25 protein-coding genes are annotated in these 25,672 nt (G+C 59.6%); 7 read left to right on the top strand and 18 right to left on the bottom strand.

The genetic code is table 11. The features are described 5' to 3' along the window. Window positions 1-41 precede the first annotated feature (41 nt). From lpdA to sdhC, 7 genes are all read right to left on the bottom strand, one after another. Window positions 42-1,484 (bottom strand): dihydrolipoyl dehydrogenase, encoded by a 1,443-nt coding sequence (gene lpdA, locus PP263_RS01490; RefSeq protein WP_308366608.1) that lies wholly within the window; start codon window positions 1,482-1,484, stop codon window positions 42-44. A 239-nt stretch (window positions 1,485-1,723) separates the two neighbouring features. Next, complete coding sequence (gene odhB / locus PP263_RS01485; RefSeq protein WP_308366607.1) at window positions 1,724-2,944, bottom strand: 2-oxoglutarate dehydrogenase complex dihydrolipoyllysine-residue succinyltransferase; 1,221 nt, start codon at window positions 2,942-2,944, stop codon at window positions 1,724-1,726. A gap of 45 nt (window positions 2,945-2,989) precedes the next feature. Then, the gene (locus PP263_RS01480) at window positions 2,990-5,818 is read right to left on the bottom strand and encodes a 2-oxoglutarate dehydrogenase E1 component (protein WP_308366606.1); all 2,829 of its coding nucleotides are present in this window, start codon (window positions 5,816-5,818) and stop codon (window positions 2,990-2,992) included. Window positions 5,819-6,030: 212 nt separating this feature from the next. Beyond that, window positions 6,031-6,735, bottom strand: a complete 705-nt coding sequence (locus PP263_RS01475) for a succinate dehydrogenase iron-sulfur subunit (RefSeq protein WP_281383025.1) — start codon at window positions 6,733-6,735, stop codon at window positions 6,031-6,033. 86 nt (window positions 6,736-6,821) lie between these two features. Continuing rightward, window positions 6,822-8,594 (bottom strand): succinate dehydrogenase flavoprotein subunit, encoded by a 1,773-nt coding sequence (gene sdhA, locus PP263_RS01470; RefSeq protein WP_308366605.1) that lies wholly within the window; start codon window positions 8,592-8,594, stop codon window positions 6,822-6,824. Window positions 8,595-8,597: 3 nt separating this feature from the next. Beyond that, on the bottom strand, window positions 8,598-8,966 hold the full coding sequence (gene sdhD, locus PP263_RS01465) for a succinate dehydrogenase, hydrophobic membrane anchor protein (RefSeq protein WP_308366604.1): 369 nt from the start codon (window positions 8,964-8,966) through the stop codon (window positions 8,598-8,600). Further along, window positions 8,960-9,334 carry a succinate dehydrogenase, cytochrome b556 subunit gene (gene sdhC / locus PP263_RS01460; RefSeq protein WP_308366603.1) on the bottom strand — a complete coding sequence of 125 codons (375 nt, stop codon included), beginning with the start codon at window positions 9,332-9,334 and terminating at the stop codon, window positions 8,960-8,962. Before sdhC ends, sdhD begins: the two co-directional genes overlap by 7 nt. 536 nt (window positions 9,335-9,870) lie before the next feature. Between sdhC and gltA the strand changes: the two genes are divergently transcribed. Then, window positions 9,871-11,160, top strand: coding sequence for a citrate synthase (gene gltA / locus PP263_RS01455; protein ID WP_308366602.1), 1,290 nt, complete (start codon window positions 9,871-9,873; stop codon window positions 11,158-11,160). Between the two features lie 585 nt (window positions 11,161-11,745). On the opposite strand, the gene PP263_RS01450 is transcribed toward gltA, so the two are convergent. Further along, entirely contained in the window at window positions 11,746-11,964 is a 219-nt protein-coding gene (locus tag PP263_RS01450) for a DUF3820 family protein (RefSeq protein ID WP_308366601.1), read from the bottom strand. Window positions 11,965-12,038: 74 nt separating this feature from the next. Between PP263_RS01450 and PP263_RS01445 the strand changes: the two genes are divergently transcribed. Next, window positions 12,039-12,308: a hypothetical protein gene (locus PP263_RS01445; protein ID WP_183455854.1), complete on the top strand. Its 270-nt coding sequence runs from the start codon at window positions 12,039-12,041 to the stop codon at window positions 12,306-12,308. Between the two features lie 45 nt (window positions 12,309-12,353). On the opposite strand, the gene PP263_RS01440 is transcribed toward PP263_RS01445, so the two are convergent. Genes PP263_RS01440 through dcd form a run of 3 tightly spaced genes read right to left on the bottom strand, consistent with a single transcriptional unit; the run spans window position 12,354 to window position 14,325 of the window. Next, window positions 12,354-12,539, bottom strand: coding sequence for a hypothetical protein (locus PP263_RS01440; protein ID WP_183455850.1), 186 nt, complete (start codon window positions 12,537-12,539; stop codon window positions 12,354-12,356). Window positions 12,540-12,544: 5 nt separating this feature from the next. Then, complete coding sequence (locus tag PP263_RS01435) at window positions 12,545-13,738, bottom strand: NAD(P)/FAD-dependent oxidoreductase (RefSeq protein ID WP_308366600.1); 1,194 nt, start codon at window positions 13,736-13,738, stop codon at window positions 12,545-12,547. A gap of 17 nt (window positions 13,739-13,755) precedes the next feature. Continuing rightward, a complete protein-coding gene (gene dcd, locus PP263_RS01430; RefSeq protein ID WP_308366599.1) occupies window positions 13,756-14,325 on the bottom strand; it encodes a dCTP deaminase in 570 nt (189 codons plus the stop codon). Window positions 14,326-14,559: 234 nt separating this feature from the next. Between dcd and imuA the strand changes: the two genes are divergently transcribed. The 4 genes from imuA (at window position 14,560) to PP263_RS01410 (ending at window position 20,607) form a co-directional block, all read left to right on the top strand. Beyond that, on the top strand, window positions 14,560-15,267 hold the full coding sequence (imuA, locus tag PP263_RS01425) for a translesion DNA synthesis-associated protein ImuA (RefSeq protein WP_308366598.1): 708 nt from the start codon (window positions 14,560-14,562) through the stop codon (window positions 15,265-15,267). A gap of 108 nt (window positions 15,268-15,375) precedes the next feature. Next, window positions 15,376-16,887 carry a DNA polymerase Y family protein gene (locus tag PP263_RS01420; RefSeq protein WP_308366597.1) on the top strand — a complete coding sequence of 504 codons (1,512 nt, stop codon included), beginning with the start codon at window positions 15,376-15,378 and terminating at the stop codon, window positions 16,885-16,887. A gap of 129 nt (window positions 16,888-17,016) precedes the next feature. Then, window positions 17,017-17,307: a GIY-YIG nuclease family protein gene (locus PP263_RS01415; RefSeq protein WP_308366596.1), complete on the top strand. Its 291-nt coding sequence runs from the start codon at window positions 17,017-17,019 to the stop codon at window positions 17,305-17,307. A 45-nt stretch (window positions 17,308-17,352) separates the two neighbouring features. Continuing rightward, window positions 17,353-20,607: an error-prone DNA polymerase gene (locus PP263_RS01410; RefSeq protein ID WP_308366595.1), complete on the top strand. Its 3,255-nt coding sequence runs from the start codon at window positions 17,353-17,355 to the stop codon at window positions 20,605-20,607. A 14-nt stretch (window positions 20,608-20,621) separates the two neighbouring features. On the opposite strand, the gene PP263_RS01405 is transcribed toward PP263_RS01410, so the two are convergent. From PP263_RS01405 to PP263_RS01400, 3 genes are all read right to left on the bottom strand, one after another. Beyond that, complete coding sequence (locus PP263_RS01405) at window positions 20,622-21,023, bottom strand: type II toxin-antitoxin system VapC family toxin (protein WP_308366594.1); 402 nt, start codon at window positions 21,021-21,023, stop codon at window positions 20,622-20,624. Then, window positions 21,023-21,232 (bottom strand): AbrB/MazE/SpoVT family DNA-binding domain-containing protein, encoded by a 210-nt coding sequence (locus PP263_RS22620; RefSeq protein WP_374693687.1) that lies wholly within the window; start codon window positions 21,230-21,232, stop codon window positions 21,023-21,025. The genes PP263_RS01405 and PP263_RS22620 overlap by 1 nt, the downstream gene beginning before the upstream one ends. 204 nt (window positions 21,233-21,436) lie before the next feature. Next, window positions 21,437-21,571, bottom strand: a complete 135-nt coding sequence (locus PP263_RS01400; RefSeq protein ID WP_308366593.1) for a hypothetical protein — start codon at window positions 21,569-21,571, stop codon at window positions 21,437-21,439. Window positions 21,572-22,030: 459 nt separating this feature from the next. Between PP263_RS01400 and PP263_RS01395 the strand changes: the two genes are divergently transcribed. After that, window positions 22,031-23,440 carry an ATP-binding protein gene (locus PP263_RS01395; protein ID WP_308366592.1) on the top strand — a complete coding sequence of 470 codons (1,410 nt, stop codon included), beginning with the start codon at window positions 22,031-22,033 and terminating at the stop codon, window positions 23,438-23,440. A 220-nt stretch (window positions 23,441-23,660) separates the two neighbouring features. Here PP263_RS01395 and PP263_RS01390 read toward each other — a convergent pair whose 3' ends face one another. Genes PP263_RS01390 through PP263_RS01375 form a run of 4 tightly spaced genes read right to left on the bottom strand, consistent with a single transcriptional unit; the run spans window position 23,661 to window position 25,601 of the window. Further along, complete coding sequence (locus PP263_RS01390) at window positions 23,661-24,638, bottom strand: transposase (protein ID WP_308375608.1); 978 nt, start codon at window positions 24,636-24,638, stop codon at window positions 23,661-23,663. 34 nt (window positions 24,639-24,672) lie between these two features. Then, the gene (locus tag PP263_RS01385; RefSeq protein WP_308366590.1) at window positions 24,673-24,843 is read right to left on the bottom strand and encodes a hypothetical protein; all 171 of its coding nucleotides are present in this window, start codon (window positions 24,841-24,843) and stop codon (window positions 24,673-24,675) included. After that, window positions 24,836-25,084: a hypothetical protein gene (locus PP263_RS01380; RefSeq protein WP_308366589.1), complete on the bottom strand. Its 249-nt coding sequence runs from the start codon at window positions 25,082-25,084 to the stop codon at window positions 24,836-24,838. The genes PP263_RS01385 and PP263_RS01380 overlap by 8 nt, the downstream gene beginning before the upstream one ends. A gap of 1 nt (window position 25,085) precedes the next feature. Beyond that, window positions 25,086-25,601: a hypothetical protein gene (locus PP263_RS01375; protein ID WP_308366588.1), complete on the bottom strand. Its 516-nt coding sequence runs from the start codon at window positions 25,599-25,601 to the stop codon at window positions 25,086-25,088. Window positions 25,602-25,672 lie beyond the last annotated feature (71 nt).

The raw sequence follows: 25,672 nt of genomic DNA, 5'->3' as shown, positions 1-25,672 counted from the left end.
TTCTTGCCAAGTCCCGGGACCCTGGGTCCCGGGTCCCGTTGTTACTTGCGCTTTTTGCGGTTGGCGATATGGATCGCGTGGCCGTTCACTGCCAGCGCGGCTTCCTTGACGCCCTCGGAGAGAGTCGGGTGTCCGAACACGGTCATGCCGAGATCTTCGGCGCTGGAACCGAACTCCATCGCGATCGCCACCTGCTGCACCAGGTCCGCCGCGGAAGGGCCGACGATATGTGCACCCAGCACGCGGTCGGTTTCCGCATGGGCGATGATTTTCACCATGCCGTCCTTCTCGTTGGCAGCCACCGCACGGCCCAGGGCAACGAACGGGAACACGCCCACGTTGTAGGGCTCGCCATCCGCCTTCACCTGCTCCTCGGTGCGGCCCACCGCGGCAATTTCCGGGTGGGTGTAGATCACATTCGGGATCACGTCGTAGTTCATCATCGGCTTCTGGCCGGCAATGCGCTCGGCGACCACCACGCCCTCTTCAGAGGCTTTGTGGGCGAGCATGGGGCCGCGCACCACGTCGCCAATAGCCCACACGCCCGGCGCGGAAGTCATGCACAGGTCGTTGACGTAGATAAAACCGCGTTCGTCCAGCTTTACACCGGCGTCTTCAGACAGCAGGCCCTCGGTGTAGGGGCGGCGGCCGACGCACACGATCAGCTTGTCGAAGGTTTCCTGGTGCTCCTTGCCGTCTTTGTCCTGATAGGTGACGACAACTTCCTTGCCTTTTACCTCTGAACCGGTGACGCGGCAGGACAGGCGGATATCCAGGCCCTGCTTTTTCAGGATCTTTTGCGATTCCTTAGCAATCTGCTGGTCCATGACCGCGAGGAAATTATCCAGCGCTTCCAGTACCACAACGTCGCTGCCCAGGCGGCTCCATACGGAACCCAGTTCCAGGCCGATCACGCCGGCACCGATCACGCCCAGGCGTTTCGGGGTCTCGGTGAATTCCAGTGCGCCGGTGGAGTCGACGATAATCTTGTTGTCCACCGGAGCCGGCGGAATGTTCACCGGCACGGAGCCGGACGCGAGGATCACATTGTCCGCTTCGTAGACAGTGGTCTTGCCGTCAAAGTCAGTGACTTCCACTTTCTTATTGGACAGCAGCTTGCCGGTGCCATAGATGGAGGTGACCTTGTTGGCCGTAAACAGCCCGGCAATACCGCCGGTAAACTGTTTGACGATCTGGTCCTTGCGCCCGATCATTTTCTTGACATCGATTTTCACCTTGCCGGTGTCGATGCCGTGCACGTCGAGGGAGTCCTTGGCCTCGTGGTATTTCCAGGAGCTGTCCAGCAGCGCCTTGGAAGGAATACAGCCCACGTTCAGGCAGGTGCCGCCGTTGACGCCCTTCCCTTCCTTGTTTTTCCACTTCTCGACACAGGCGGTCTTCAGGCCCAGCTGCGCGGCGCGAATGGCAGCGACATAACCTCCGGGACCGGAGCCGATTATGATTACGTCAAATTTTTCCGACATGGTCTGTTCCAGGTTTTCGTGAATTCAATTTGTAATGGTGCGGCCTTCGGCCGCATTGCCGAGCTGGAGCTCGGCGTTCCCGGGGCGGCCTGCGGCCGCGATGCGAAGGCGCTGATACCGGGATTGTTTTGTGAGACCTTCTGCGGCCACGGATGGCCGCGGAGAGCGTACAAGGATGTATTCACAGCGTCTCACAAAACAATCCTGGCAGCAGTGCCACCACGAAGCTCAATCGAGCCTTAAATCTCCAGCAGGATACGGGCCGGGTCCTCGATCATTTCTTTGATCGCCACCAGGAAACCCACCGCTTCCTTGCCGTCGATCAGGCGGTGATCGTAGGACAACGCCAGGTACATCATCGGCAGGATTTCCACCTTGCCGTCCACCGCCATGGGGCGCTCCTGGATTTTGTGCATACCCAGAATCGCGGTCTGCGGCGGGTTCAGGATCGGTGTGGACAGCAGCGAACCGAAAACACCGCCGTTGGTGATGGTGAAGGTACCGCCGGTCATCTCTTCGATGGACAGCTTGCCGTCGCGGGCGCGCAGGCCCAGGTCGCGGATGTTGTTCTCGATATCCGCCAGGCCCATGTTTTCCGCGTTGCGCAGCACCGGTACCACCAGGCCCTTGGGCGCGGAAACCGCCACGCCGATATCCTGGTAGCCGTGGTAGACGATGTCGTCGCCGTCGATGGAGGCGTTCACCGCGGAGTAGCGCTTCAGCGCTTCCACCGCCGCCTTCACGAAGAAGCCCATAAAGCCCAGACGGGTGCCGTTGTGCTTCTTCTCGAACAGATCCTTGTAGTTCTTGCGCAGGTCCATGACCGGCTTCATGTTCACTTCGTTGAAAGTGGTGAGCATGGCGGTGGACTGGGAGGCATCCAGCAGACGCTCGGCGATGCGCTTGCGCATACGGCTCATGGGCACGCGCTTCTCCACGCGCTCGCCCGGGGCCACGGCCACTTCCGCGGCGGCGGCAGCCGGTGCGGCGGCGGGGGCTTTTTCCGCTTTCTGCACGTCTTCCTTGGTGATGCGGCCGCCCTTGCCGCTGCCGCTGACCTTGCTCAGGTCGACGCCCTTCTCTTCCGCCAGTTTACGCGCTGCCGGGTTGACCAGTTGATCGCCGCCGGCCGCGCTCTCCGCAGCGGGTTTCTCTTCCGCTTTTTTCTCTTCTGCCTTTTCTCCGGCACCCGCTTCACCGCCGGCGCCTTCTGCGCCCGCGGCCCCTGCGGTAAAGAGCGCAATTACCTCGTTGGACAGGACGGTATCGCCCTCGTCCTTGATAATTTCGCTGAGAGCGCCGTCTGCCGGGGCAACCACTTCCAGCACCACTTTGTCGGTTTCGATATCCACGATCAGTTCATCGCGGGACACGGCTTCGCCGGGCTTTTTATGCCAGGTGGCAACAGTGCCGTCCTGGACGGATTCCGGGAAAGTTGGCGCTTTAATCTCGATCGTCATTGTTCCTGTTTCCTGAGATTGACTCTACTAATTACTGCCGCCGATTTATTTGACGGTCAGCGCCTCATTGATGAACTTGTTCTGTTCTTCCAGATGGGTGGACATATAGCCCGCCGCCGGTGCGGCGGACGGCTCGCGACCCACATATTCCAGTTTCAGCTTCGGATGTGTTTCCGCCAGCAGGCGATAAAGGTGGTGCTGGCTGTGATACCAGGCGCCCTGGTTCATCGGCTCCTCCTGACACCAGGCCACACTGGTGAGCTTCTTGTACGCGGATACCGCCTCGGTGAACTCACCGTCCGGGAAGGGGTACAGCTGCTCGATACGCACCAGCGCCACATCCTCCTGCTCCCGCTCCATGCGCGCTTCCAGCAAATGGTAGTAAACCTTGCCGGAGCACAGGATCAGGCGCTTGACCTTGGCCGGGTCCACCCCGTCGTCCTGGATGACGTTGTGGAATCTGCCGTTGGCCAGCTCGTCCAGGCTGGAAGTGGCCAGTTTGTGGCGCAGAATCCACTTGGGACTCATGATCACCAGCGGGCGGCGCATCGGGCGGATAGCCTGGCGGCGCAACAGGTGGAAGATCTGCGCTGGGGTGGTGGCGTTGCACACCTGGATATTGTGCTCGGCACACATTTGCATAAAGCGCTCCAGGCGCGCGGAGGAGTGCTCCGGGCCCTGCCCTTCGTAACCGTGCGGCAGCAGCATCACCAGCCCGCACATGCGGCCCCACTTGTGCTCACCGGAGGTGATGAACTGGTCGATCACCACCTGGGCGCCGTTGGCGAAATCGCCGAACTGGGCCTCCCAGATCACCAGTGATTTGGGTGTGGTGGTCGCGTAGCCATACTCGAACGCCAGCACTGCCTCTTCCGACAGCAGCGAATCGTAGATATCGAACGCCGGCTGGCCCTCGTACATATTCTCCAGCGGCACATAGCAGGAGCCGTCCTTCTGACTGTGCACCACCGCGTGTCGGTGGGAGAAGGTGCCGCGGCGCACATCCTCGCCGGTGAGGCGGATCATGTAGCCCTCTTCCAGCAGGGTGCCGTAGGCCAGAGTCTCCGCCATGCCCCAGTTGAGCGGCAGGGCACCGCCGGCCATCTTGCGGCGGTCCTCGTAGATTTTGGCCACCTGGCGCTGCATCACCACACCATCCGGTATCGTGGTCATGCGGCTGGCCACATCCTTCAACTTGGTGAGCTCCATGCCCGTCTCGCCGGGAGTCTGCCAGTCGTGGTTCAGGTAAGGGGTCCAGTCCACAAACATGGACGAATCCGGCTCCTTCACCAAGCCGGTGGCCACGTCTTCGCCTCGATCCAGTTTGTCGCGGTAGTCGTTGGCCAGCTTGTCGGCGGCGGCCTTGTCGAGCACGCCCTCGTTGACCAGCTTTTCCGCGTAAAGGGTGCGGGTGGTCTTGTGCTTGCGGATGGCCTGGTACATCAGCGGCTGGGTGCCGGAGGGGTCATCGGTCTCGTTGTGGCCGCGGCGGCGGTAGCACACCAGGTCGATCACGATGTCCTTCTTGAACTCATAGCGGTAGTCGACGGCGAGGAGCGCAGCCAGCACCACCATCTCCGGATCGTCGCCGTTTACGTGCAGTACCGGTGCGTCGATCATCTTCGCCACGTCGGTACAGTACTCGGTGGAGCGGGCGTCCTCGCGCTTGCTGGTGGTGAAGCCCACCTGGTTGTTGAGCACGATATGCACGGTGCCGCCGGTGTAGAAGCCGCGGGTCTGGGACATCTGCAGGGTCTCCTGCACCACGCCCTGGCCGGCGAAGGCGGCGTCGCCGTGGATATTCACCGGCATCACCTTCTCGCCGGTGCTGTCGCCGCGGCGGTCCTGGCGGGCGCGCACCGAGCCCTCGACCACCGGCGCACAGATTTCCAGGTGCGAGGGGTTGAAAGCCAGTGCCAGATGCACCTCGCCACCGGGGGTCATCACGTTGGACGAGAAACCCTGGTGATATTTCACATCGCCGGAGGTATCCAGGGTCTTCTTGCCCTCGAACTCCTCGAACAGGTCGGACGGGTTTTTACCCAGGATGTTGACCAGGGTATTCAGGCGGCCGCGGTGGGCCATACCCATTACGATCTCCTTCACACCGTAGGTGCCGGAGCGGCGGATCAGCGCGTCCATCAGCGGGATCAGGCTCTCGCCACCCTCCGCGCCAAAGCGCTTGGTGCCGGGATACTTGGAGTCCAGGTGGCGCTCCAGACCCTCGGCGGCGGACAGCCGCTGCAGGATTTCGATCTGGACGTCGGTGCCGAAGTTGGGCTTGGCCTGGCTGCGTTCCAGGCGCTGCTGGAACCACTGCTGCTCGTCCAGGTTGGACAGGTGCATGATCTCAGCGCCCAGATTGCCGCAGTAGGTGCGCTCCAGCCCCTGGACGATTTCCCGCAGGGTCGCCTCCTCCTTGCCAAAGAAGAGATCACCGGTCTGGAAAGTGGTGTCGTAGTCGCCCTCGGTGAGGCCGTGGTAGTTGAGCTGCAGGTCGGGGACCTGCTCCCGCGCCATCAGGCCCAGGGGGTCCAGTGTGGCCTTCTTGTGACCGCGGTGACGGTAGGAGCTGATCAGTTGCAGGACTTTGACCTGCTTGCGTTCGTGTTCGATATTGATGGCGCCGGCCCCGGGGGCGACCAGCGGGCGGGTGCGGTGTTTGGCGAGTAACTCAAAATGTTGCCGCACTGCGGCATGGGAGACGTCGCCGACACCGTTCACCCGCGGGAGGCTGTCGAAGTAACTGCGCCACCCCTCCGGCACGCCGTTGGGATCGTGCAGATAAGTCTCGTACAGTTCCTCCACATAGGCTGCGTTGCCTCCGGAGATATGGGAGCTGCGCCACAGCTGCTCCATGGTACTTTCGTGCATGTTGATGCCTACCTCGTTGCGGTGCGCCCCTTTCCCGGCACCTCCACCGCTCTACTTTCCTTTATATTCACAAAAGGGGAAGCGCCAAAAGTCACCTCCCCTTTTTCACTTGGAACCGGCTCAAAGGCCGGTTTTCTTTTAGATAGGCGCCGCCGTTGGCGCCGAACCCATACGGAGGGTTCAACCGGGCTTGTTGATGCCTTGCCCCGCCGCTACACGGCGCGGGCCAGCAACATATGGCGGATATGGCCGATCGCCCGGGTGGGATTCAACCCCTTGGGGCAGACATTGACGCAGTTCTGGATACCGTGGCAGCGGAAAACGCTGAAGGGGTCATCCAGTTTGGATAGGCGTTCGTCGGTGGCCTCGTCGCGGCTGTCCGCCAGGAAGCGGTAGGCCTGCAGCAAGCCCGCCGGGCCGATAAATTTGTCCGGGTTCCACCAGAAAGACGGACAGGCAGTGGAACAGCAGGCACAGAGGATACACTCGTACAGGCCGTCGAGCTTCTCGCGCTCTTCCGGTGACTGCAGCCGCTCGATGGCCGGCGCCGGGGTGTCGTTCTGCAGGTAAGGCTCGATCTTCTTGTACTGCTCGTAGAACTGCTCCATATCCACCACCAGGTCGCGGATCACCGGCAGACCGGGCAGTGGGCGCAGCACCAGCTTGCCCTTGCGCGCCGCTTCCGAAAGCGGAGTGGTACAGGCCAGGCCGTTGCGGCCAGAGATGTTCATACCGTCGGAACCGCACACACCCTCGCGGCAGGAGCGGCGGAACGACAGGGTCGGGTCCTGTGCCTTCAGCAGCTCCAGCACGTCCAGCACCATCAGGTCCTTGCCCTGGGTGTCCAGCTCGTAGTCCTGCATATAGGGAGCTTTGTCGGTCTCCGGGTTGTAACGGTAAATGCTTACTTTCAACATGTTCCGCATCCAATGTCTTTGTAGGAGCGGCCGTTGACCGCGATCAGTTTCAACGTCGATCGCGGCCAACGGCCGCTCCTACAGAATTAATAGGTCCGAGCCTTGGGCTCGAAGGCTTCCACAGTGCTGGGTGCAAAGTTGACCGCGCGCTTGCCGACACGTTTCTCCGCCGGGAAGAACATGGAGTGGCACAGCCAGTTCTCGTCGTCGCGATCCTGGTAGTCCTCGCGGGCGTGGGCACCGCGGCTCTCGGTGCGCACTTCCGCGGCGATGGCGGTGGCCTCGGCCACTTCCAGAAGGTTCTGCAGTTCCAGCGCCTCGATACGGGCGGTGTTGAAAGCGCGGCTCTTGTCCTCCAGGCGCACATTGTCGATGCGCCCGCGCAGCTCTTCCAGCTTCTTCACCCCCTCGGCCATATAGTCACCGCGGCGGAATACGCCGAAGTGGTTCTGCATCACGTTTTGCAGCTCGGTGCGGAGGCTCGCGGCCGATTCGCCGTCGTTGCTGTTCTCCAGGCGGTTCAGGCGCGCCATCGCTGCTTCGATATCGGAATCGGACGCCTCGCGGTGCTCGATGCCCTCGCGCAGGGACTGCTCGATAAACAGGCCGGAGGCGCGGCCGAACACCACCAGGTCCAGCAGGGAGTTGCCCCCCAGGCGGTTGGCGCCGTGTACCGATACGCAGGCCACCTCGCCGCAGGCATAGAAACCTTCCACCACCTGATCGTTGCCGGAGGCATCCTGGGTCAGGGCCTGGCCGTGCACATTGGTGGGGATGCCGCCCATCATATAGTGGCAGGTGGGCACCACCGGGACGGGGTCCTTCACCGGGTCCACGTGGGCGAACGTCTTGGACAGCTCGCAGATACCCGGCAGGCGGCTGTTCAGCACTTCCTCGCCCAGGTGGTCGAGCTTCAGGAATACGTGGTCGCCATTGGGTCCGGCGCCGCGGCCGTCGAGAATCTCCAGCACCATGGAGCGGGCCACCACATCGCGGGAGGCCAGGTCCTTGGCGTTGGGAGCGTAGCGCTCCATAAAGCGCTCGCCATCCTTATTAATGAGGTAACCACCCTCACCGCGGCAGCCCTCGGTCACCAGCACGCCGGCACCGGCAATACCCGTCGGGTGGAACTGCCACATCTCGATATCCTGCACCGGCATCCCCGCGCGCAGGGCCATGCCCACGCCGTCGCCGGTGTTGATGTGCGCGTTGGTGGTGGAGGCGAAGATGCGGCCGGCACCGCCGGTGGCGAATACGGTGGCCTTGGATTTGATGAACACCACTTCGCCGTCTTCGATGCACAGCGCAATCACGCCCACCACGGCACCGTCCTGGTTCTTCACCAGGTCCACCGCGAACCACTCGTTGAGGAACACGGTGTCGTGCTTGACATTGTTCTGGTACAGGGTGTGCAGCAGCGCGTGGCCGGTGCGGTCCGCCGCCGCGCAGGTGCGCGCGGCCTGGCCGCCGCGACCGAAGTCCTTGGACTGGCCGCCGAAGGGGCGCTGGTAGATACGGCCTTCCTCGGTGCGGGAGAAAGGCAGGCCCATATGCTCCAGTTCGAATACCGCCTCCGGGCCCACGGAGCACATGTACTCGATGGCATCCTGGTCGCCGATATAGTCGGAACCCTTCACGGTGTCATACATATGCCAGCGCCAGTCATCCTGCGGATCGGCGCTGGCGATGGCACAGGTGATGCCGCCCTGGGCGGAGACCGTGTGGGAACGGGTGGGGAAAACCTTGGTGATCACCGCAGTCTTGAAGCCGGACTGGGCCATCTGCAGGGCCGCGCGCATACCCGCGCCGCCGCCGCCAATTACGATCCCGTCAAAGGCAATGGTTCGCATATTCGACATAAGTTACAGTCCCCACAGAATTTCAATGCCCCACGCCGTGTAGAACACGGCAACCGCGGCCAGCAGTACTTCTACCACAAGGCGCAGAACGGTGGCCTTGGGCCCCATCAGGCGGTTGGTAATGTAGTCGGTGACCACAGACCAGAGGCCGATCCAGGCGTGCACGATGGTGGAGAGCAGGGCCAACAGCGTGAACACCCGCATCCAGCGCTGGGCAAACAGGGCAGACCAGCTCTCGTAGCCAAAATCCTTACTCAGGAATATGAAACCCACTATAAAGAAGGTGTAAACCGCGAGCAGCACCGCAGTAGCGCGCTGGTACAACCAGTCAAAAGTGCCGCTGCGACCGAAGCTTGTAATTGTTGTTACCATAACCAGACCCCCGCCAGCAGAATAAGAACCGCGGAGACGGCCAGCACCAGTACGGCGCTGCGTCGACCGCCCTCAAGGGATTCGCCGATCCCCATATCCATCAGCAGGTGACGGATACCCGCCACCAGATGGTAGATAAGTGCCGCCAGCCCGGCCCAAAGGACCAGCTTGGCGGGAGTGCTGTCGAAGACCGCCGCCACTGTGGCGAAGCCCTGCTCGGATTTCAGGCTGACATCGAGCATGTACAACAGCAAGGCCACCACGGCGAAGAGGACAATGCCGGAGACGCGATGCAAGATGGAAACCAGAGCTGCGGCAGGAAGATTGATAGTGGAAATGTCTAAATTGACAGGTCTGTTTTTGTTCACAGGAAAAACACCTTGTTGCCCTGAACGACTGGGCGCCCGTTAGCTTTTCAAATGGAGGGGCTAGCTGCTTGCTGATCACTTCGCATACGACCTGCTGAAGCCTTGTACAAAGTGGCCTTACCATGGCGCAAGCCGCGCGGATTATAGGCATTCGATCCCCAAAACACAACGAGACTGCGCCGCTTACCGGCGGTTTACCACCTTGGCCGCAGGAAGAGGGGCGCGCCAGGCCGGCGAAATTTCCGAGAACAATCCCCCCGCCAGCCAGGGAAAAGCTCTGCAACGTAGGCCAGGAACCGAATATCCTGCCGCTACGGGACTGGCCATCCACCCGGTTTGGTTTGACAATTTGTGACGCGCCACTTAAGTTTGGCCCCGCTCGAAAGCCCGCTAGGGCCCTTTGGAGACCCAAAGACGAGCCCTGGATAAACGGCAGAGGCCGGATGGATACGGGCTGCAAGTGGGATCGATCGCGGCCAGGGGCCGCTCCAATCTCTCCCCGAAGCCGGTATAAAGAACAGTTTTAGGAGTCCGCAATGTCCGATAAAAAAGCGCAACTTACGGTCGACGGTATCGACGGCACCATCGAGATGCCCGTCCTCTCCGGCACCGTCGGCCCCGACGTTGTCGATGTCAGCAGCCTGACCGGCAAGGGCTTGTTTACCTACGACCCGGGCTTTGTGTCCACCGCAGCCTGCGAGTCCAAGATCACCTATATCGACGGCGCCAAGGGTGTACTGCTGCACCGCGGCTACCCCATCGAGCAGTTGGCGCAGAGCTCCGACTACCTGGAGACCTGCTACCTGCTGATGCACGGCGAGCTCCCCAACGCCGAACAGAAGAAGGAGTACGTCAGCAGCATCATGAACCACACCATGGTGCACGAGTCCCTGGTGAACTTCTTCAAGGGCTTCCGCTACGATGCCCATCCGATGGCGATGATGTGCGGCGTAGTCGGCGCTCTCGCCTCCTTCTACCACGACTCCCTCGACATCACCGACCCCGAGCACCGCAAGATTTCCGCCGACCGCCTGATTGCCAAGATGCCCACCCTGGCCGCCATGTGCTACAAGCACTCCAAGGGCCAGCCGTTCATGTATCCGGACAACAGCCTGAGCTATTCGGAAAACTTCCTGCATATGATGTTCGGCAACCCCTGCGAGGCCAGCAAGATTGACCCGGTGGTGGCCAAGGCGATGGATATCATCTTCCTGCTGCACGCCGATCACGAGCAGAATGCCTCCACCTCCACCGTACGCCTGGCCGGCTCCTCCGGCGCCAACCCCTTTGCCTGCATCTCCTCCGGCATCGCCGCTCTCTGGGGACCGGCGCACGGCGGCGCCAACGAAGCGGTACTGGACATGCTGCAGGAGATCGGCGACGAGAGCCGCATCGACGAGTTCGTCAAGCGCGCCAAGGACAAGGACGACCCCTTCCGCCTGATGGGCTTCGGCCACCGCGTGTACAAGAACTTCGACCCGCGCTCCCGTGTGATGCAGGGCATCTGCGACGAAGTCCTGGGGGCCATGGGTGTGGAAAACGATCCCCTGTTGAAGATCGCCAAGAAGCTGGAAAAGATCGCCCTGGAAGACGAATACTTTGTGGAGAAGAAACTCTACCCCAACGTGGACTTCTACTCCGGCATCATCATGAAGGCCATCGGCATTCCCACCGATATGTTCACCGTGATTTTCGCCACCGGCCGCACCGCCGGCTGGATTGCCCACTGGGACGAGATGATCTCCAACCCCTACAAGATCGGCCGCCCGCGCCAGCTGTACACCGGCTATACCCAGCGCGACTACATGCCGCTGAACCAGCGCTAAGTCAACGGCGCCCCGCAAAAAACCCGGCATTCGCCGGGTTTTTTATGGAATTTGCATCCCAGGACTCGACGCCGCTGGCCGCGATCAATCGATAGTCGGAGTGACTGGAAGTCCCGATCGCGGCCAGCGGCCGCTCCTACAGAAATCGAATAACAATCATGTTGTTTATTGCGTAAGTTGGTATGAACAGGTTTGTGAAAAAAGTCATACAGAAACTGCTCGCTCCTCGGGGCACGGGAAAGAACGCCAGCGCCAGATGCGAAGGGCCCGATGCCGGGGGCCGTTTGTGAAACGTTTACCGATGAGGTTGTTGAGCAAACGGCCACCGGCAGCTGGCCCGCCCAGGCCTTTCTTACTGGCAAGTGCGGAAAGCACACAGCAAAAGCGGCCGACGTTGTTTCGACCGCTTGTTTCAATATGACTGGAACTCACCGCTGTTTCACTCGCTGAAATCCTTCCAGACCAGTGGCCACCCGCTGTGGGTCTATTTACGGCTATGTCCAGTCTCGTTACGGACCGCTTATTATTTACTTCCCCCTACCCGGGCATTACTAGTTTAGCGTCGTCACGGCTGTTTCCAAGGAATCAACCCTCTTTCAGTGGCTTGATCAGCCCCTCCAGTCCCTCGATTTTGACTTCCAGGGCCAGCGCCATCAATCGGCCCAGCCGACCCTCGGGAAAACCCTTGTTCGCAAACCACAGCAGGTAGGCCTCCGGCAAGTCGATCAGCGGCCGCTCTGCATATTTGCCGAAGGGCATGGGCATGCGCGCGATATCCAGCAGGTCCTGTTTTTCGAAGGTCACTGTATTTTCCATTGGTTGTTCGATCTACCCCACCATACACTGGCTCAGGTCTACTCGCAGTAACAGAGGTGCTTATGAGTATTCAACTCCTCAAACGTCTGGGTCTTACCTTCCTGCTTATCGCCGCCCTGGGAAGTCTTGGCTGTGCCAATATGAATCCCACCGAGCGTCGGGTGGCCACCGGCGCAGGTATTGGTGCGGTAACCGGGGCCCTGATCAGTGGTGGCCGTGTGGGAGGTACAGTGGCCGGGGCTGCACTCGGGGCGGGTGCCGGCTGGATCTATGACTACGAGAGGAAAAGACACTTTTACTATGATCGATATGGCCGCCGCGTTTACCGGTAAAAGGCCGGGGGAATCCGTTTTCGGAGTCCCCCACTCTCTCAGCCTCTACAGTAGCTTGATTTTTGTCTTGCCGCAGCGCTGGCAGCGGTATTCGGTCACCAGTTTGCCCTGCTTCACATCAAACTTTTTCTCGGTGACCACCTGCCACTTGTGAAAACCATCGCGACACAGGCTGCTGCCCTTGTGTTTCTGCCAGGCAGTTTTGCGCTTGAAAGGCAGTATATCTCCCATAGCCGTCAGGCGACCTCCCCCGCCGCGTGGCCCGACGCCCAGGCCCATTGAAAATTGTATCCACCCAGCCATCCGGTCACGTCCAGCACCTCGCCGATAAAATAGAGTCCCGGCTGCTTTTTGCACTCCATGGTACGCGAGGATATCTCATCGGTGTCCACACCGCCCAGGGTGACTTCCGCAGTGCGGTAGCCCTCGGTGCCCGCGGGTACCAGTTGCCAGTGCTGCAGCTGTTCGCCGATATCCTTCAGTTCCGCCTGTGTGTACTGTTTTAATGGCAGGCTGGTAATTTTCCGTTGCTGGAGAAAATACTGCACCAGCTTTTTGCTCCACAGCTCCGCCAGCGCATTGTGCAGGTGGGTATTCGGCCTTTCCGCCCGCTGCTCCCCCAACCACTGTGCCAGATCCCGGCCCGGCGTCAGATCGAAGTCCACTGCCCGCCCCTCGCGCCAGTGGCTGGAAATCTGCAATATCGCAGGGCCACTCAGTCCCCGGTGGGTAAACAGCAACTGCTCGTTAAAACTGCCCGCATCGCAGCTGGCAGTGACCGCCACTGCGCTGCCGGGCAGCTCCCCCTGCTGCTCCAGTTGGCGCCTGTGCAGGGTAAAGGGCACCAGCGCCGGTCGGGTGTCGATAAGTTTGAGGTCGAACTGGCGCGCCACCTCATAGCCGAACCCGGTGGCCCCCATGGTGGGGATCGACAGGCCGCCGGTGGCGATTACCAGGGATTCGCTGTGCACCTCTCCCAAGCTGGTGCGCACGCAAAAACCTTTTTCCCGCGGCTCGATGGAGAAAATACTGCAACGGGTGCGAATCTGCACCCGGGATTCTCGACACTCGCTCAGCAGGAGATCGACGATATCCCTGGATTTATTGTCGCAGAACAGCTGACCCAGGGTTTTCTCGTGGTAGGCGATTCCGTGTTTTTCCACCAGGGCGATAAAGTCCCACTGGGTGTAGCGGGCCAGGGCCGATTTGCAGAAGTGCGGGTTGCGGCTGTAGAAATTTTCCGGCGCCGTATACAGGTTGGTGAAATTGCAGCGCCCGCCGCCGGACATCAGGATTTTCTTGCCCACCTTGTTGGCGTGGTCCAGCACCAGCACGCTGCGGCCGCGCCGACCGGCCACCGAGGCGCACATCAGCCCGGCGGCGCCGGCGCCGATCACCAACACGTCGGTTTGTGCGGGAAAGTCGCTCACGGGCGACGGGCTTTCGATCAGGCGCGCGGCAGGGTTACACCGCGCTGGCCCTGGTATTTGCCGCCGCGGTCCGCGTAGGACACGTCGCAGACCTCGTCGGACTCGAAGAACAGCATCTGCGCCACGCCCTCGTGGGCGTAGATCTTCGCCGGCAGGTTGGTGGTATTGGAGAATTCCAGTGTGACGTGGCCTTCCCACTCCGGTTCCAGCGGCGTGACATTCACGATAATGCCGCAACGGGCATAGGTGGATTTACCCAGGCAGATGGTCAGCACCGAGCGCGGAATACGGAAGTACTCCACGGTGCGCGCCAGGGCGAAGGAGTTGGGGGGAATAATGCAGGAATCCCCTTCCACATCGACAAAGCTGTTTTCGTCAAAGGTTTTGGGGTCCACGGTGGCGGAGTGCACATTGGTGAAGATCTTGAATTCGCTGGCGCAGCGCACGTCGTAACCGTAGCTGGAGGTACCGTAGGAGATCAGCCGGTCACCGTTGCCGTTGTGTCGCACCTGCCCCGGCTCGAACGGCTCGATCATGCCCTGCTGCTCGGCCATACGACGAATCCACTTATCGGACTTGATGCTCACTCCGCCCCCTAGTTGCTGTTGATTCTGCTGGTCAGCTCTTTTGGTCTTGTTGTCTCGACCGACAACGAGGCCGAATCATAGCCGGTTTGCGCTGTGCAAAAAAGTGCCAATCCCGTGCCAGCCCTCTTGCCGGCCCCCATCGACTACTGTATAAATTACCAGTAAATACTGTACACATATACAGACCCAATCCCACTGGGCAACAAATGCGCGCAGAAAGCGAGGGCAGAAACCGTGAACCGTGCCGAAAACTTCTTGCAAAACAACCGCTTAACCACGGAATCGAGACAACAGCGCCTGCAGCAGCTGCTGGCCCGGCCGGATATCTGGCAGGCCGCCAATGAACACAGGCGCCGCCGGCCGGGCATCGCCACCGGCTACAGCGCCCTGGACGCGCTGCTCGCCGGGCGCGGCTGGCCCCGCGGCGCCACCACCGAGCTGCTGGTGGACCGATCCGGCATCGGCGAAATCTCCCTGCTGCTGCCGGCACTGGCGGAGATCACCCAACGGGAAGAGATGGTAATCCTGGTCAACCCGCCCTATATCCCCTACGCCCCGGCCCTGGCCAGGGCCGGAGTCCAGTTGGAAAAACTGCTGATCCTGCATCCCCACGGACACAGGGATGAACTCTGGGCCGTCGAGCAGTCCCTGCAATCCGGCTGCTGCGGCGCCCTACTCAACTGGCAGGGCCGGGGGACTCCGGCGGACAAGGACCTGCGCCGCCTGCAAGTCGCCGCCCGCGAGGGCGAGGCGCTGCATTTCCACTTCCGCCCCGGCACCTCCGCCGCCAGCCCCTCCCCCGCCGCCCTGCGTCTGCAGCTGAGTGGAGACGGCGATCAGCTGGCGCTGCAACTGCTCAAACAACTCGGCGGCCAGTCCGGCCAGAAACTGCACCTGGCCCGCAACCCCGACCTGACCCGGCGCGACCGCCCATTACATTGACGATCCCCGGGACCGCGGAGCTCCAGCTCCGCCCCCCTGGGCGCGCCGAGCTCCAGCTCGGCTTGCGGGCCGGAGGCCCGCCCTGCAAACAAAGGTAGGAATAAGCACATGCTCTGGCTCTGCATCCAATTCCCCAAACTCCCCCTGGAAGCCCTTACCCGTGCCCAGCGCCACACCTCCAAGGCGGGCCCCCGGGCGGTTATCGAAGGCCAATTGATCGTGGACGCCAACGCCCCCGCCGCCGAACGCGGCGTGGAATGCGGCCTCACCATCGCCACCGCCTGCGCCCTTTGCGCGGACCTGGACCTGCTGCAGCGGGATATCCAGCGGGAGGAACAGCTGCTGCGCGAACTGGCCCAGTGGGGCTACAGCTTTACCCCTGTGGTCTCCCCCCAGCCGGCGGAATCCATCGAGTCCGGCGACGGCGGCTTCGCCTGCCTCTACCTGGAACTGGCCGGCAGCCTCAAGGCCAGCGGCGGCCTGCAACCACTGTTGCAACAACTGCGCCGCGAGCTGCGCCAGATGCGCATCAGCACCTTTATGGGCCTGGGCCACAGCCCCAGCGCCGCGCGCCTGCTCAGCCAGTTGCCGGAACACCGCCAGTGGCTGAAGGAAACCCGGTCGCCACCCAGCCCGCAGCAATGGCGCCAGTGGATCAGCTTTGCCCCCAGCAAACTACTCCACTGCAGCAACAAGACCATTGCCAAACTCTACGCCTGCGGCATCAAGCGCGTCAGCCAACTGCTGGCCATCCCCCTGTCCGAAGTGGGCAGCCGCTTCGGCCGCGACTTTATCGACTACCTGGCCCGCCTCAACGGCAGCCGCCACGACCCTGTGCCCAGCTACCAGCCGCCCCCGGAATTCCACAGTGAACTCTTCTTCCCCAGCCCGCTGGACAACAGCGAGCAGCTGCTGTTTCCCGCCGGCCGCCTGGTGCGCGAACTCTGCCGGCAGCTGCAGCGCCGACAGCTCTACAGCCAGCAATTGCGCTGGAAACTGGATTTCGGCCGCCTCGGCTGCAAGGTGTTCAGCGTGGAGACCTCCCGTCCCATGCTGGACCCGCAGCGATTGATCGCACTCACCAAACTGCAACTGGAAAGGCTCAAACTGGAACATCCGGTACAGGCCCTGAACCTCACCTGCGACCAGCTATCCCCGCTCAGCCAGGACGATGCGGACGACGACCTGTTTGGAGAAAACAGCAAACTTCAGCGCAGCCACCAATTGCTGGACAAGCTCCGCGCCCGCCTGGGGCACCAGGCCCTGTCCGGCGTCACCCTGAAAGAGAGCCACCTGCCGGAACAGGCCTGGCAGAGCGCCGACACCCTGGTGGTAAAGAGCCGCGCCAGCCGGAAAGGCCAAAGCCTGCACCCGGTCAGCGCCCCCAGGCCAACCTGGCTGCTGCCCCGACCGGACAGACTGCAAAACCGCGGCCACAAGCTCTTCCACCGCGGCGAACTCAAACTGCTCCAGGGCCCCGAACGTATCGACGGCTACTGGTGGCAACACAACCGCCACGCCCGGGATTACTACATTGCGCGGGGGGAGGAAGGGAGTCTTTACTGGGTGTTTCAGGATCTGACTTCGGAGGATTGGTATCTGCATGGTCTCTACGCCTGACCCCCCCCTCGTCATTCCGGCGCAGGCCGGAATCCAGAAATACCACCGAGCAACGAACTGGATACCGGTACCGGATCAAGTCCGGCATGACGTTCCTGCGCCGGTATGACGAATCGACAGGGGAAAAACATGGCCAGACAACCCTGTGTCTACATCCTTGCAAGCAAACGCAACGGCACCCTTTACACAGGTGTCACTTCAAACCTTGTACAGAGGGTCTGGCAGCACAAGAATGACTTTATAGAAGGGTTTACCAAAAAGTACAGAGTAAAAACCCTCGTCTGGTACGAACTCCACAGCACCATGGAAAACGCTATCAGTAGAGAAAAGTCCATCAAGAATTGGAAGCGAGCCTGGAAACTAAACCTGATCGAAAAATTCAATCCACACTGGCGAGATCTTTACCCGGAAATAGTCTAACCCCACCTCGTCATTCCTGCGTCGGCATGACGAAAGGCAAACCCAATGCAGTACGCCGAACTCTTCTGCCAAAGCAATTTCTCCTTTCTCCAGGGCGCCTCCCATCCACAGGAGCTGGTGCAAACCGCCCACAGGCTGGGCTACAGCGCCCTGGCCATTACCGACGAATGTTCCCTCTCCGGCATAGTGCGCGCCTACAAGGAACTGGAAACAATCAATTCCCATCGCTCTCGTCATCCCGGCGAATGCCGGGATCCAGAAACACCACTCAAGCTAATCTGTGGCAGCTTCTTTCGCCTGCAGGAAGGCGGGCAACTGGTCCTGCTGGCCCCCAACAAATCCGCCTACAGTGAACTCTGCCAGCTGATATCCACCTCCCGCCTGCGCGCGGAGAAAGGGCAATACCAAACCCACTTGCAGGACCTGCTGGACCTGTGTCGGGAAACTATCGCTATCTGGATTCCACAGGGAGGAAAAGCGCTATTTATCCCCGAAGAGCTAAAGCGGCATTTTGCCAACCGGCTCTATATCGCCCTCAACAACCCACTGGGCGGCCACCAGAACCAGAAAATCCTGGACCTGATGCAGTTTGCACAACAGGAACAACTGCCACTGGTAGCCACCAACGCAGTGCTGATGCACTGCCGCAGCCGCAAACCCCTCCAGGATGTACTCAATGCGAATTACCACAACTGCACCCTGGAACAGCTGGGCTACCGGCTGGAACAAAATGCCGAGCGCTACCTGCGCCCACTGAGCGATATCGCAGCCCTCTATCCCAGGGGGGCCATAGAGAGCACCCTCGCCATCGCCGACTGCTGTCATTTCAATCTCGGCGAACTGTGCTATCAGTACCCTTCCGAAGTTCTGCCCGCTGGAAAAAATGCCAGCGATTATCTGCGCGAACTGGTACTGGAAGGCGCCGCAAAACGCTGGCCGGGAGGCACCCCGGAGAAAATCGCCAAACAGATAGAAAAAGAGCTCGGAATCATCACCGAACTCCACTACGAACATTACTTTCTCACCATCTACGATATAGTCCAGTACGCCCGCAATCAGCATATCCTCCACCAGGGCCGCGGCTCCGCCGCCAACTCCGTGGTCTGCTACTGCCTGTTTATCACCGAGGTGGACCCGGAAAAGATCGAGCTGCTGTTCGAGCGCTTTATCTCCCGCGAGCGCAACGAACCGCCGGATATCGATGTGGACTTCGAGCACGAAAGGCGCGAAGAGGTGATCCAGTACGTCTACGGAAAATACGGCCGCCACCGCGCCGGCCTCGCCGCCACCAAGATCAGCTACCGCTTCAAGAGCGCCCTGCGGGATATCGGCAAAGCCCTGGGCATCGGCGCCGCCACCATCGAGCGGCTGCAAGCGGAGCGCGCTTGGTGGGACAAACTGGAAGACTTTCCACAGCAGATACAAAAAGCCGGTATAGACCCCGATAGCACCGCGGGCAAAATGCTGCCGAAACTGCTGCAACAGATTTACGGCTTCCCCCGTCACCTGTCCCAACATGTGGGCGGCTTCGTGATTACCGAACAGCCGCTGCACACCCTGGTGCCCATCGAAAATGCCGCCATGGAAGACCGCACCATCGTGCAGTGGGACAAAGAGGATATCGAAGACCTGAAACTGATGAAGGTGGATATCCTCGCCCTGGGCATGCTCACCGCCCTGCGCAAATCCCTGAGCTATATCGCCCTCTACGGCCCCAAACTCAGGCTGCAGGATATTCCCCGCGAAGATCCCGAAGTCTACGAAATGCTCTGCCAGGCCGACACCGTCGGCGTCTTCCAGGTGGAATCCCGAGCGCAGATGAGCATGCTGCCCCGGCTGCAGCCGCGCAGGTTCTACGAACTGGTTATCGAAGTCGCCATAGTCCGACCCGGGCCGATACAGGGCGGCATGGTGCACCCCTACCTCCGTCGCAAGCAGAAGCTGGAACCGGTTGTCTATCCGCACTCAAATTTGGAACCGGTACTCAACCGCACGCTGGGCGTGCCGATTTTCCAGGAACAGGTCATCCAGCTATCCATGGTCGCCGCCGGCTTCAGCGGCGGCGAGGCCGACGAACTGCGCCGGGCCATGGCCAGTTGGGGCAAAAACGGCAACCTGCTCAGATTCAAGGACAAACTGATTCAGGGCATGCTGAAAAATGGCTACGAAGCGGAGTTTGCCGAACAACTATTCAACCAGATGAAAGGCTTCGGCTCCTACGGCTTCCCCGAGTCCCACTCCGCCAGCTTCGCCCTGCTGGCCTACTTCTCCGCCTGGGTCAAATATCATCATCCCGCAGCCTTCTACTGCGGCCTGCTCAACAGCCAGCCCATGGGCTTCTACGCCCCCGCCCAACTGGTCTACGATGCCCAGCGCCACAACGTAAAAGTTCTCCCCATCGACGTCCTCCACAGCCACTGGGACCACCGCCTGGAACTCTACTCTCCTCTCCCACTTGTGGGAGAGGAGTTGGGGGAGAGGGCCCTCCCCTGTAAGAGCGGCCCATGGCCGCGATCAACCCAAGCCGAATACCTCGAAATACAAGAACCCTCCCAGGCTCTACCAACTTCTCACCCGTCATTCCGGCGAAGGCCGGAATCCAGCCCCCCAGCACTCCGCCTGGGCATGCGCCTGATCAAAGGCCTAAACGAACAAACCGCAATCACCATCTGCAAAATCCGGGCAGAACAGGGCTTTCACTCCCAACCCCAGTTCCGCGAACGCACCCACCTGCCCACCGACCAACTCGCCGCCCTGGCCACCGCCAACGCCCTCAGCAGCCTCTCGGACAACCGCTACCTGAACACCTGGCAATCCCTGAACGGCGAAATAACCGACCGCACCACCCCCGGCTACCACCCGGGCAACTCCCAGGAAGACAACAGCTACAGCGACTACACCAGCACCGGTCTCACCCTCCGAGAACACCCCATCGCCCTGCTGCGCCGACGGGACCACTACCGCAACCATCTGACTGCCGCACAACTGAAAGACTGCACCGATGGCCAACAGGTACAGGTTCTCGGCCTGGTGACCTGCAGGCAGAGGCCCGGCAGTGCTTCCGGAGTTTTATTTCTGACCCTGGAGGATGAAACCGGAGTGGTTAACGTGGTGGTGTGGGATAAAGTGCAGCAACGCTATCGCCGGGAGATACAGCGGGGAAATATCTTAGAGATTGAGGGATTGGTACAGCTCAATAAAGACCGGGGAGAAAGCCAGTATTCGGTTATCCATTTGATCGGCAAGAAGATCCGCGGCCTGGCCTGGCGGGAAATTCAGAAAGTGAGGAGTTTTCATTGAGATTTATTGACATACTATGGAAGCTCTGAGTAAGTGCATTTTTTTCGCTTATCGAAAAAAGTAACACCCTGCAACCCTTCAAAATGGTCATCGGCCGTTATCAACTCCGCACCATGGCGGCTCGCGGAAGCGTAAATAATCGCATCGGCAAAAGACAGCCGGTGTTGAAGAGCCAGATCCGCTGCCAGCAGGGCAATATTACTATCCAGCGCAACCACCTTACCCTGCTCCGTCCAGGCCACCGTCTCCAATGCCGCGACCTCTCCGCGCTCCCGCTTAACCCATTTGTAGAGCTCGAACTGAATGGAAGTTGGCACCAACAGCTGTTCGGTATCTGCGAGCCAAGGCTTGAAGTTCTCCGCCAGAGCACCGTCGGTCAACCACTCTATCCAACCGCAAGTATCCACCACGACCATCAGAACCGATCCCGGCGGTCACGCACTTCGAGTGTCGAGGCGCCACGCAACAGGCCTCGCATCTCATCCATGGATCGTACCGGTACCAGCTCAATCACAGAGCCCTTGACAACAACCGTGAACTTTTGCCCGGACTTCAGCCCAAGCTCCTCGCGCACAGCTTTGGGAATACCAAGTTGAAACTTGCTGGAAAGTGTAGCCACCGTCATTCTTACAAACCTCAGATCGTTGCCAGTTTGGTAAGAATAATACCTGCACTCGCCATACGCCAATCACCCTTCACAACAAAACCCGATGGCGATATTTGGTCACATTTTTCCTGGAAAAGCACACCCCGCGAGCAACAAACCCGTGCACGGTCCCCCAGTGCGGCCGCGGTACCCCAAACCGCTACGGAAGCCGGAGACCTTCACCTATCGCGGGCAGAGCATCACCTGGAACAGCCTGGCGAGTGGTGCGATCACTGCGGCGAAGGCATCCTCACCGGCCAGGACATAGAGGCCACCGAGGTCGCGCTGGCCGAATGCCGAGCGGAGCAGGCGCGCCACTACAAGACTATCCGCAAGCGCCAGGGACTGACCCAGCGGGATCTGGCCGAGACCTGCGGTGGGGGGTCAACACCCTCTCACGCTATGAGCGCGGTCCGCTCCCCTCTCCCGCTTGCGGGAGAGGGGTTGGGGGAGAGGGCGCGGCCGAAAGGCCGCTGTAGGAACCTGCTTGCTGTCGAGAGCGCAACTCCCCGCGCCTGGGGACCTGGCGCCTGACAAGGTCACATATAAGGGATAAGGCGACTCCCGGAACCGGAGCCATGCCAATCGGCGAACTCACCGACCGGGGCATCAGAAGAATCGATGGCAAATCGATGGAGTGCAGATTCGATGCAGAATCTTACCTCTATTTTCAACCAGACCCCTCCAAAACATACCCCTCTTTTAGACCTTACTTGTTGAAAATACACCCAATAATTGCCATCATCGGGCCACCCCACTCGCCCAAAAGACCTGAAAATGAATCGCAAGCAATTGATTTTACTGGAAAAATGGCTCAAAAAGGCCAACCGGAAACCGATTGTCCTGCGGGGCGCGAGGCAGGTTGGCAAGTCCACCCTGATCAGACTGTTTGCGAAACAGCAAAACCGGCCCCTGGCGGAAATCAACCTGGAGCGGCACCCGGACCTCTCCTCAGTCTTTGCAACCAAAGATCCAGTCCTACTGGTAAACCTACTGGAAGCCCTGCCCCGCACAGGCGCGATAGCTCCCGACTCCCTCCTGTTTCTGGATGAAATCCAGGCGGTTCCGGAAGCAATACCGGCACTGCGCTATTTCTATGAAGACATGCCTCAGTTGCCCCTGATTGCCGCAGGCTCTTTGCTGGAATTCGCCCTGTCCGACCATCAGTTCTCCATGCCTGTGGGCCGGGTCGAATACCTGCATATGGGGCCCATGACCTTCACGGAATTTCTGGACGCGCTGGAGGAAACCAGGCTGTCCGACACCATCCGCCGCTTCCATCTCGGCGAGGAACTCCACCCCATCATTCACAAACGGCTGCTGGAGTTGTTGCGAACCTACTATTTCGTGGGCGGCATGCCCGAAGCCGTGCAGACCTACGCCCACAGCCGGCGGCTGAAAGATGTGAGCGAAGTACACAACTCCATCATTGAAACCTATCGCGAGGATTTCCCGAAGTACATCGGCTCAAGAAATCTCTCCCGTATTCAGAGCGTGTTCAACTTCGCCGCCCGCAACGTGGGCACAAAGGTCAAATACAGCCAGTTCTCGAGTCAGGACAAGAGTGCCACCATCAAGGGGGATATCGAACTTCTGTGCATGGCCCGCGTCTTGTCGAAAGTAGTACACAGCCATTGCAGCGGCCTGCCACTGCAAGCGGACACCGAAGAGAAAATCTACAAACTGATTTTTCTCGATGTCGGCCTGATGAACGCCATCTGCGGCCTGAACTGGCAGGCAATCACACAAATGACCGACGCCCAGCTGATCAATGAAGGTGCCATAGCCGAGCAATTTATCGGCCAACACCTGCAGGACATCCTCTCTTCATCACCCAATCGGGAATTGACCTACTGGTTGCGGGAAGGCCGCGCCGCCAACGCTGAAGTCGACTATGTATTGGGATTGAATGGGCAGATACTCCCCATCGAGGTCAAATCTGGCGCAGCCGGCAGCCTGAAATCCCTGCACCAGTTTGCGGGCGAAAAAGACGTACCGCTGGCAGTGCGGTTCGATACCGGTCTACCCTCACAACAGACGATCCAAACCCAGGTCCGCAGGGCACAGCAGACCCTCGAAGTCAGCTACCGTCTGCTTTCCCTGCCACCCTACCTGGTAGAACGGCTGCCGGAATTGGTCCAGGAAGGGGCGGCAAATCTCGACTATCGAACGCATCCCCACCCCTGAAAACCGGCATGTGCAGCAATCGTTCACGACTGGGTCAAGCAAATGCAACGCCGCAGATGGCTGCTTAGCGGCCCGCCCGAAGCCCCCTCCTCTTCACCTGCCAGAGAGGGCCCACAGCCGCGTTGCCGCTCTTGAATAGGGCACTCGTTCCCTGCGAGCGGCGCCTAATTATGAACAATTTGGGGGGCTCTGATATACACAATTAGTACCTTACACCACACTAGGAACTGAACATTGACAACACAACCTTAACCTCCTGCAGGTCATCGCCTTCCTCAGCCAAACGCCCTTTCAGGCGCCGGATAGCCTGGCTCACCCCGCTATAGTGAATTCCCCCAAACAGCCGGCCTATCTCCGCCAATGTCATCCCCGCCCTCTCCTGGCAAAGCCACATTGCCACCGCCCGCGCCGGATTCCAGGCGCCCCGGCCCCGCCCGGGGCGGCCATAGATATCGGCGACCGCCAGATCAAAGGCCTCCGCCACCACAGCCACCAAAGAGTCACTGGACTCCGGAACCTGTAACATTCGCTCGCAACGGGGCACTTCACGGCTTATCTCCCCGGCCTCTCCCAAAACGCGCGCACGAAAGGAATCATCTCCCATAATCGGCGCTTGGCGCTGACTCTGATAGAAAGCCCGCATATCTGTGTCTACACCTTGCTCCACATAATCGCGGTACGCCCGGAACTTATTGCGGCGGCCAAGGGCCCCATAGACAAAATCCCGGTATAACCACTCCGGTAACGATGCGCGGTTGAGATAGGCCGGATAGCTGGACCAGGGGTAATCCTCCAACTCGCCGACGAGCGGCTTGCGCGTTTCGATGGGATTGCGGTGAATGTAGCGCGACAGCGACAACAGGTAACTGTCCGCATCCACCAGAATGGCCTTGTAGCGACCGCGAAACAAGGGGCCGTCCCGTCGGTGCAGTCGATTGAAACGCTGAGTATAGACACCGTTGATATGTCGCATGGCTCGGCTCAAATTGCCGCGAGGGGTATGCACGAGCAGATGATAGTGATTGCCCATCAGGCAATAAGCGTGGATTTGCAAATCGAAACGCCTGTGCGCTTCAGCAAGGGTATCGAGAAAGGCCGTATAGCAATCGCTATCACGGAATATAGTTTGTCGCGCCACGCCACGGTTCATCACATGGTACCAGGCACCGGGGAATTCCAGTCTAAGGGGGCGGCTCATGGATAAAAGCCTAGACGTTAAGACTGCTATTTTTCTATCTTGTCTTGCCCCCTATTTCTTGTCGCGCTTTCCTTGTTATTTCCCTTGCCTTCAACGCTGCCACCATCGCTTGCGACGGCGAGGATCTAGGATCAACTTCGTTTGGTAATACCGTATATTGCTTTTCTTCTTGGGAAAGTGTTTTTGGTTTTTTAGGTTCAGTCATCTTTGGCTTCCTTGGGTTTACTCTCGTCAATATCTATTTCTTCATCTGGCGTTAGCTCATCAATAACCATGTTGCCATCCTTGTCGGACCTTCCAGAGGCCAACTGGTCAGGTTCTTTAATATCGCGATGCTTTCGCATTTCTTGCATAGCACGACGTGCAGCAGCCAGCGCTTTTTCCTTATCGGACTTACCTTTTAGCTTTTCATTCTGCTTGTCTTTGATCTTTTTAATGTTTGCCATCTCATAACCTCCTGATACAGCAATCCTGGCCACTTATGTATGTAAATCCAAAGCTCACATAGTAATCTCTTACCGCAGCATTAACCGGATGCATAATTTTTATGTGATTTGCTCCCAGCAATGTGCTATAGGCAGTCAATGCCACTAGCATGGTTTCCACGAGCCGAATGTCAGTCACAGGGGCCTTTTCTATGTAATCGAGCCGTAAGCCGGTTCCCGCATAAGTCGGTCTGCCCAATGATAAACCAGCGAGCTTGTTATCCTTCCATGCTGCTGCTTCAAATCGTTTAGGAAATTTCATTTTCCATTCCTGCAAAGTGATCGGCCAATCCCAATCCTTGATGCGACCTGGCTGTTTATCCCATTGCTTGAACGCCGCATAGGTGCTGTTATCCACCAATTTTAGTCGTATGCTTTGATCGTCAAACACTTGATTAGCACTGTTTAGGGCATCGAGCCGTAATTTGTTATAGTGCCGTTCCAGTTCATCACGCATCCGTGGGCGTAAGCCAATCATCAGATATTCTCCTTTTGATGAAAGGCAATGATTGTATCTGCTCCATCTCTGACAGAGAATGAGGATTTACT

It is taken from the genome of Microbulbifer sp. TB1203 (assembly GCF_030997045.1).
In the GTDB taxonomy this organism is placed as follows: Bacteria; Pseudomonadota; Gammaproteobacteria; order Pseudomonadales; family Cellvibrionaceae; genus Microbulbifer.
Note: the sequence above shows the minus strand (reverse complement) of the source record. Positions and strands in the feature narration are given on the sequence as shown.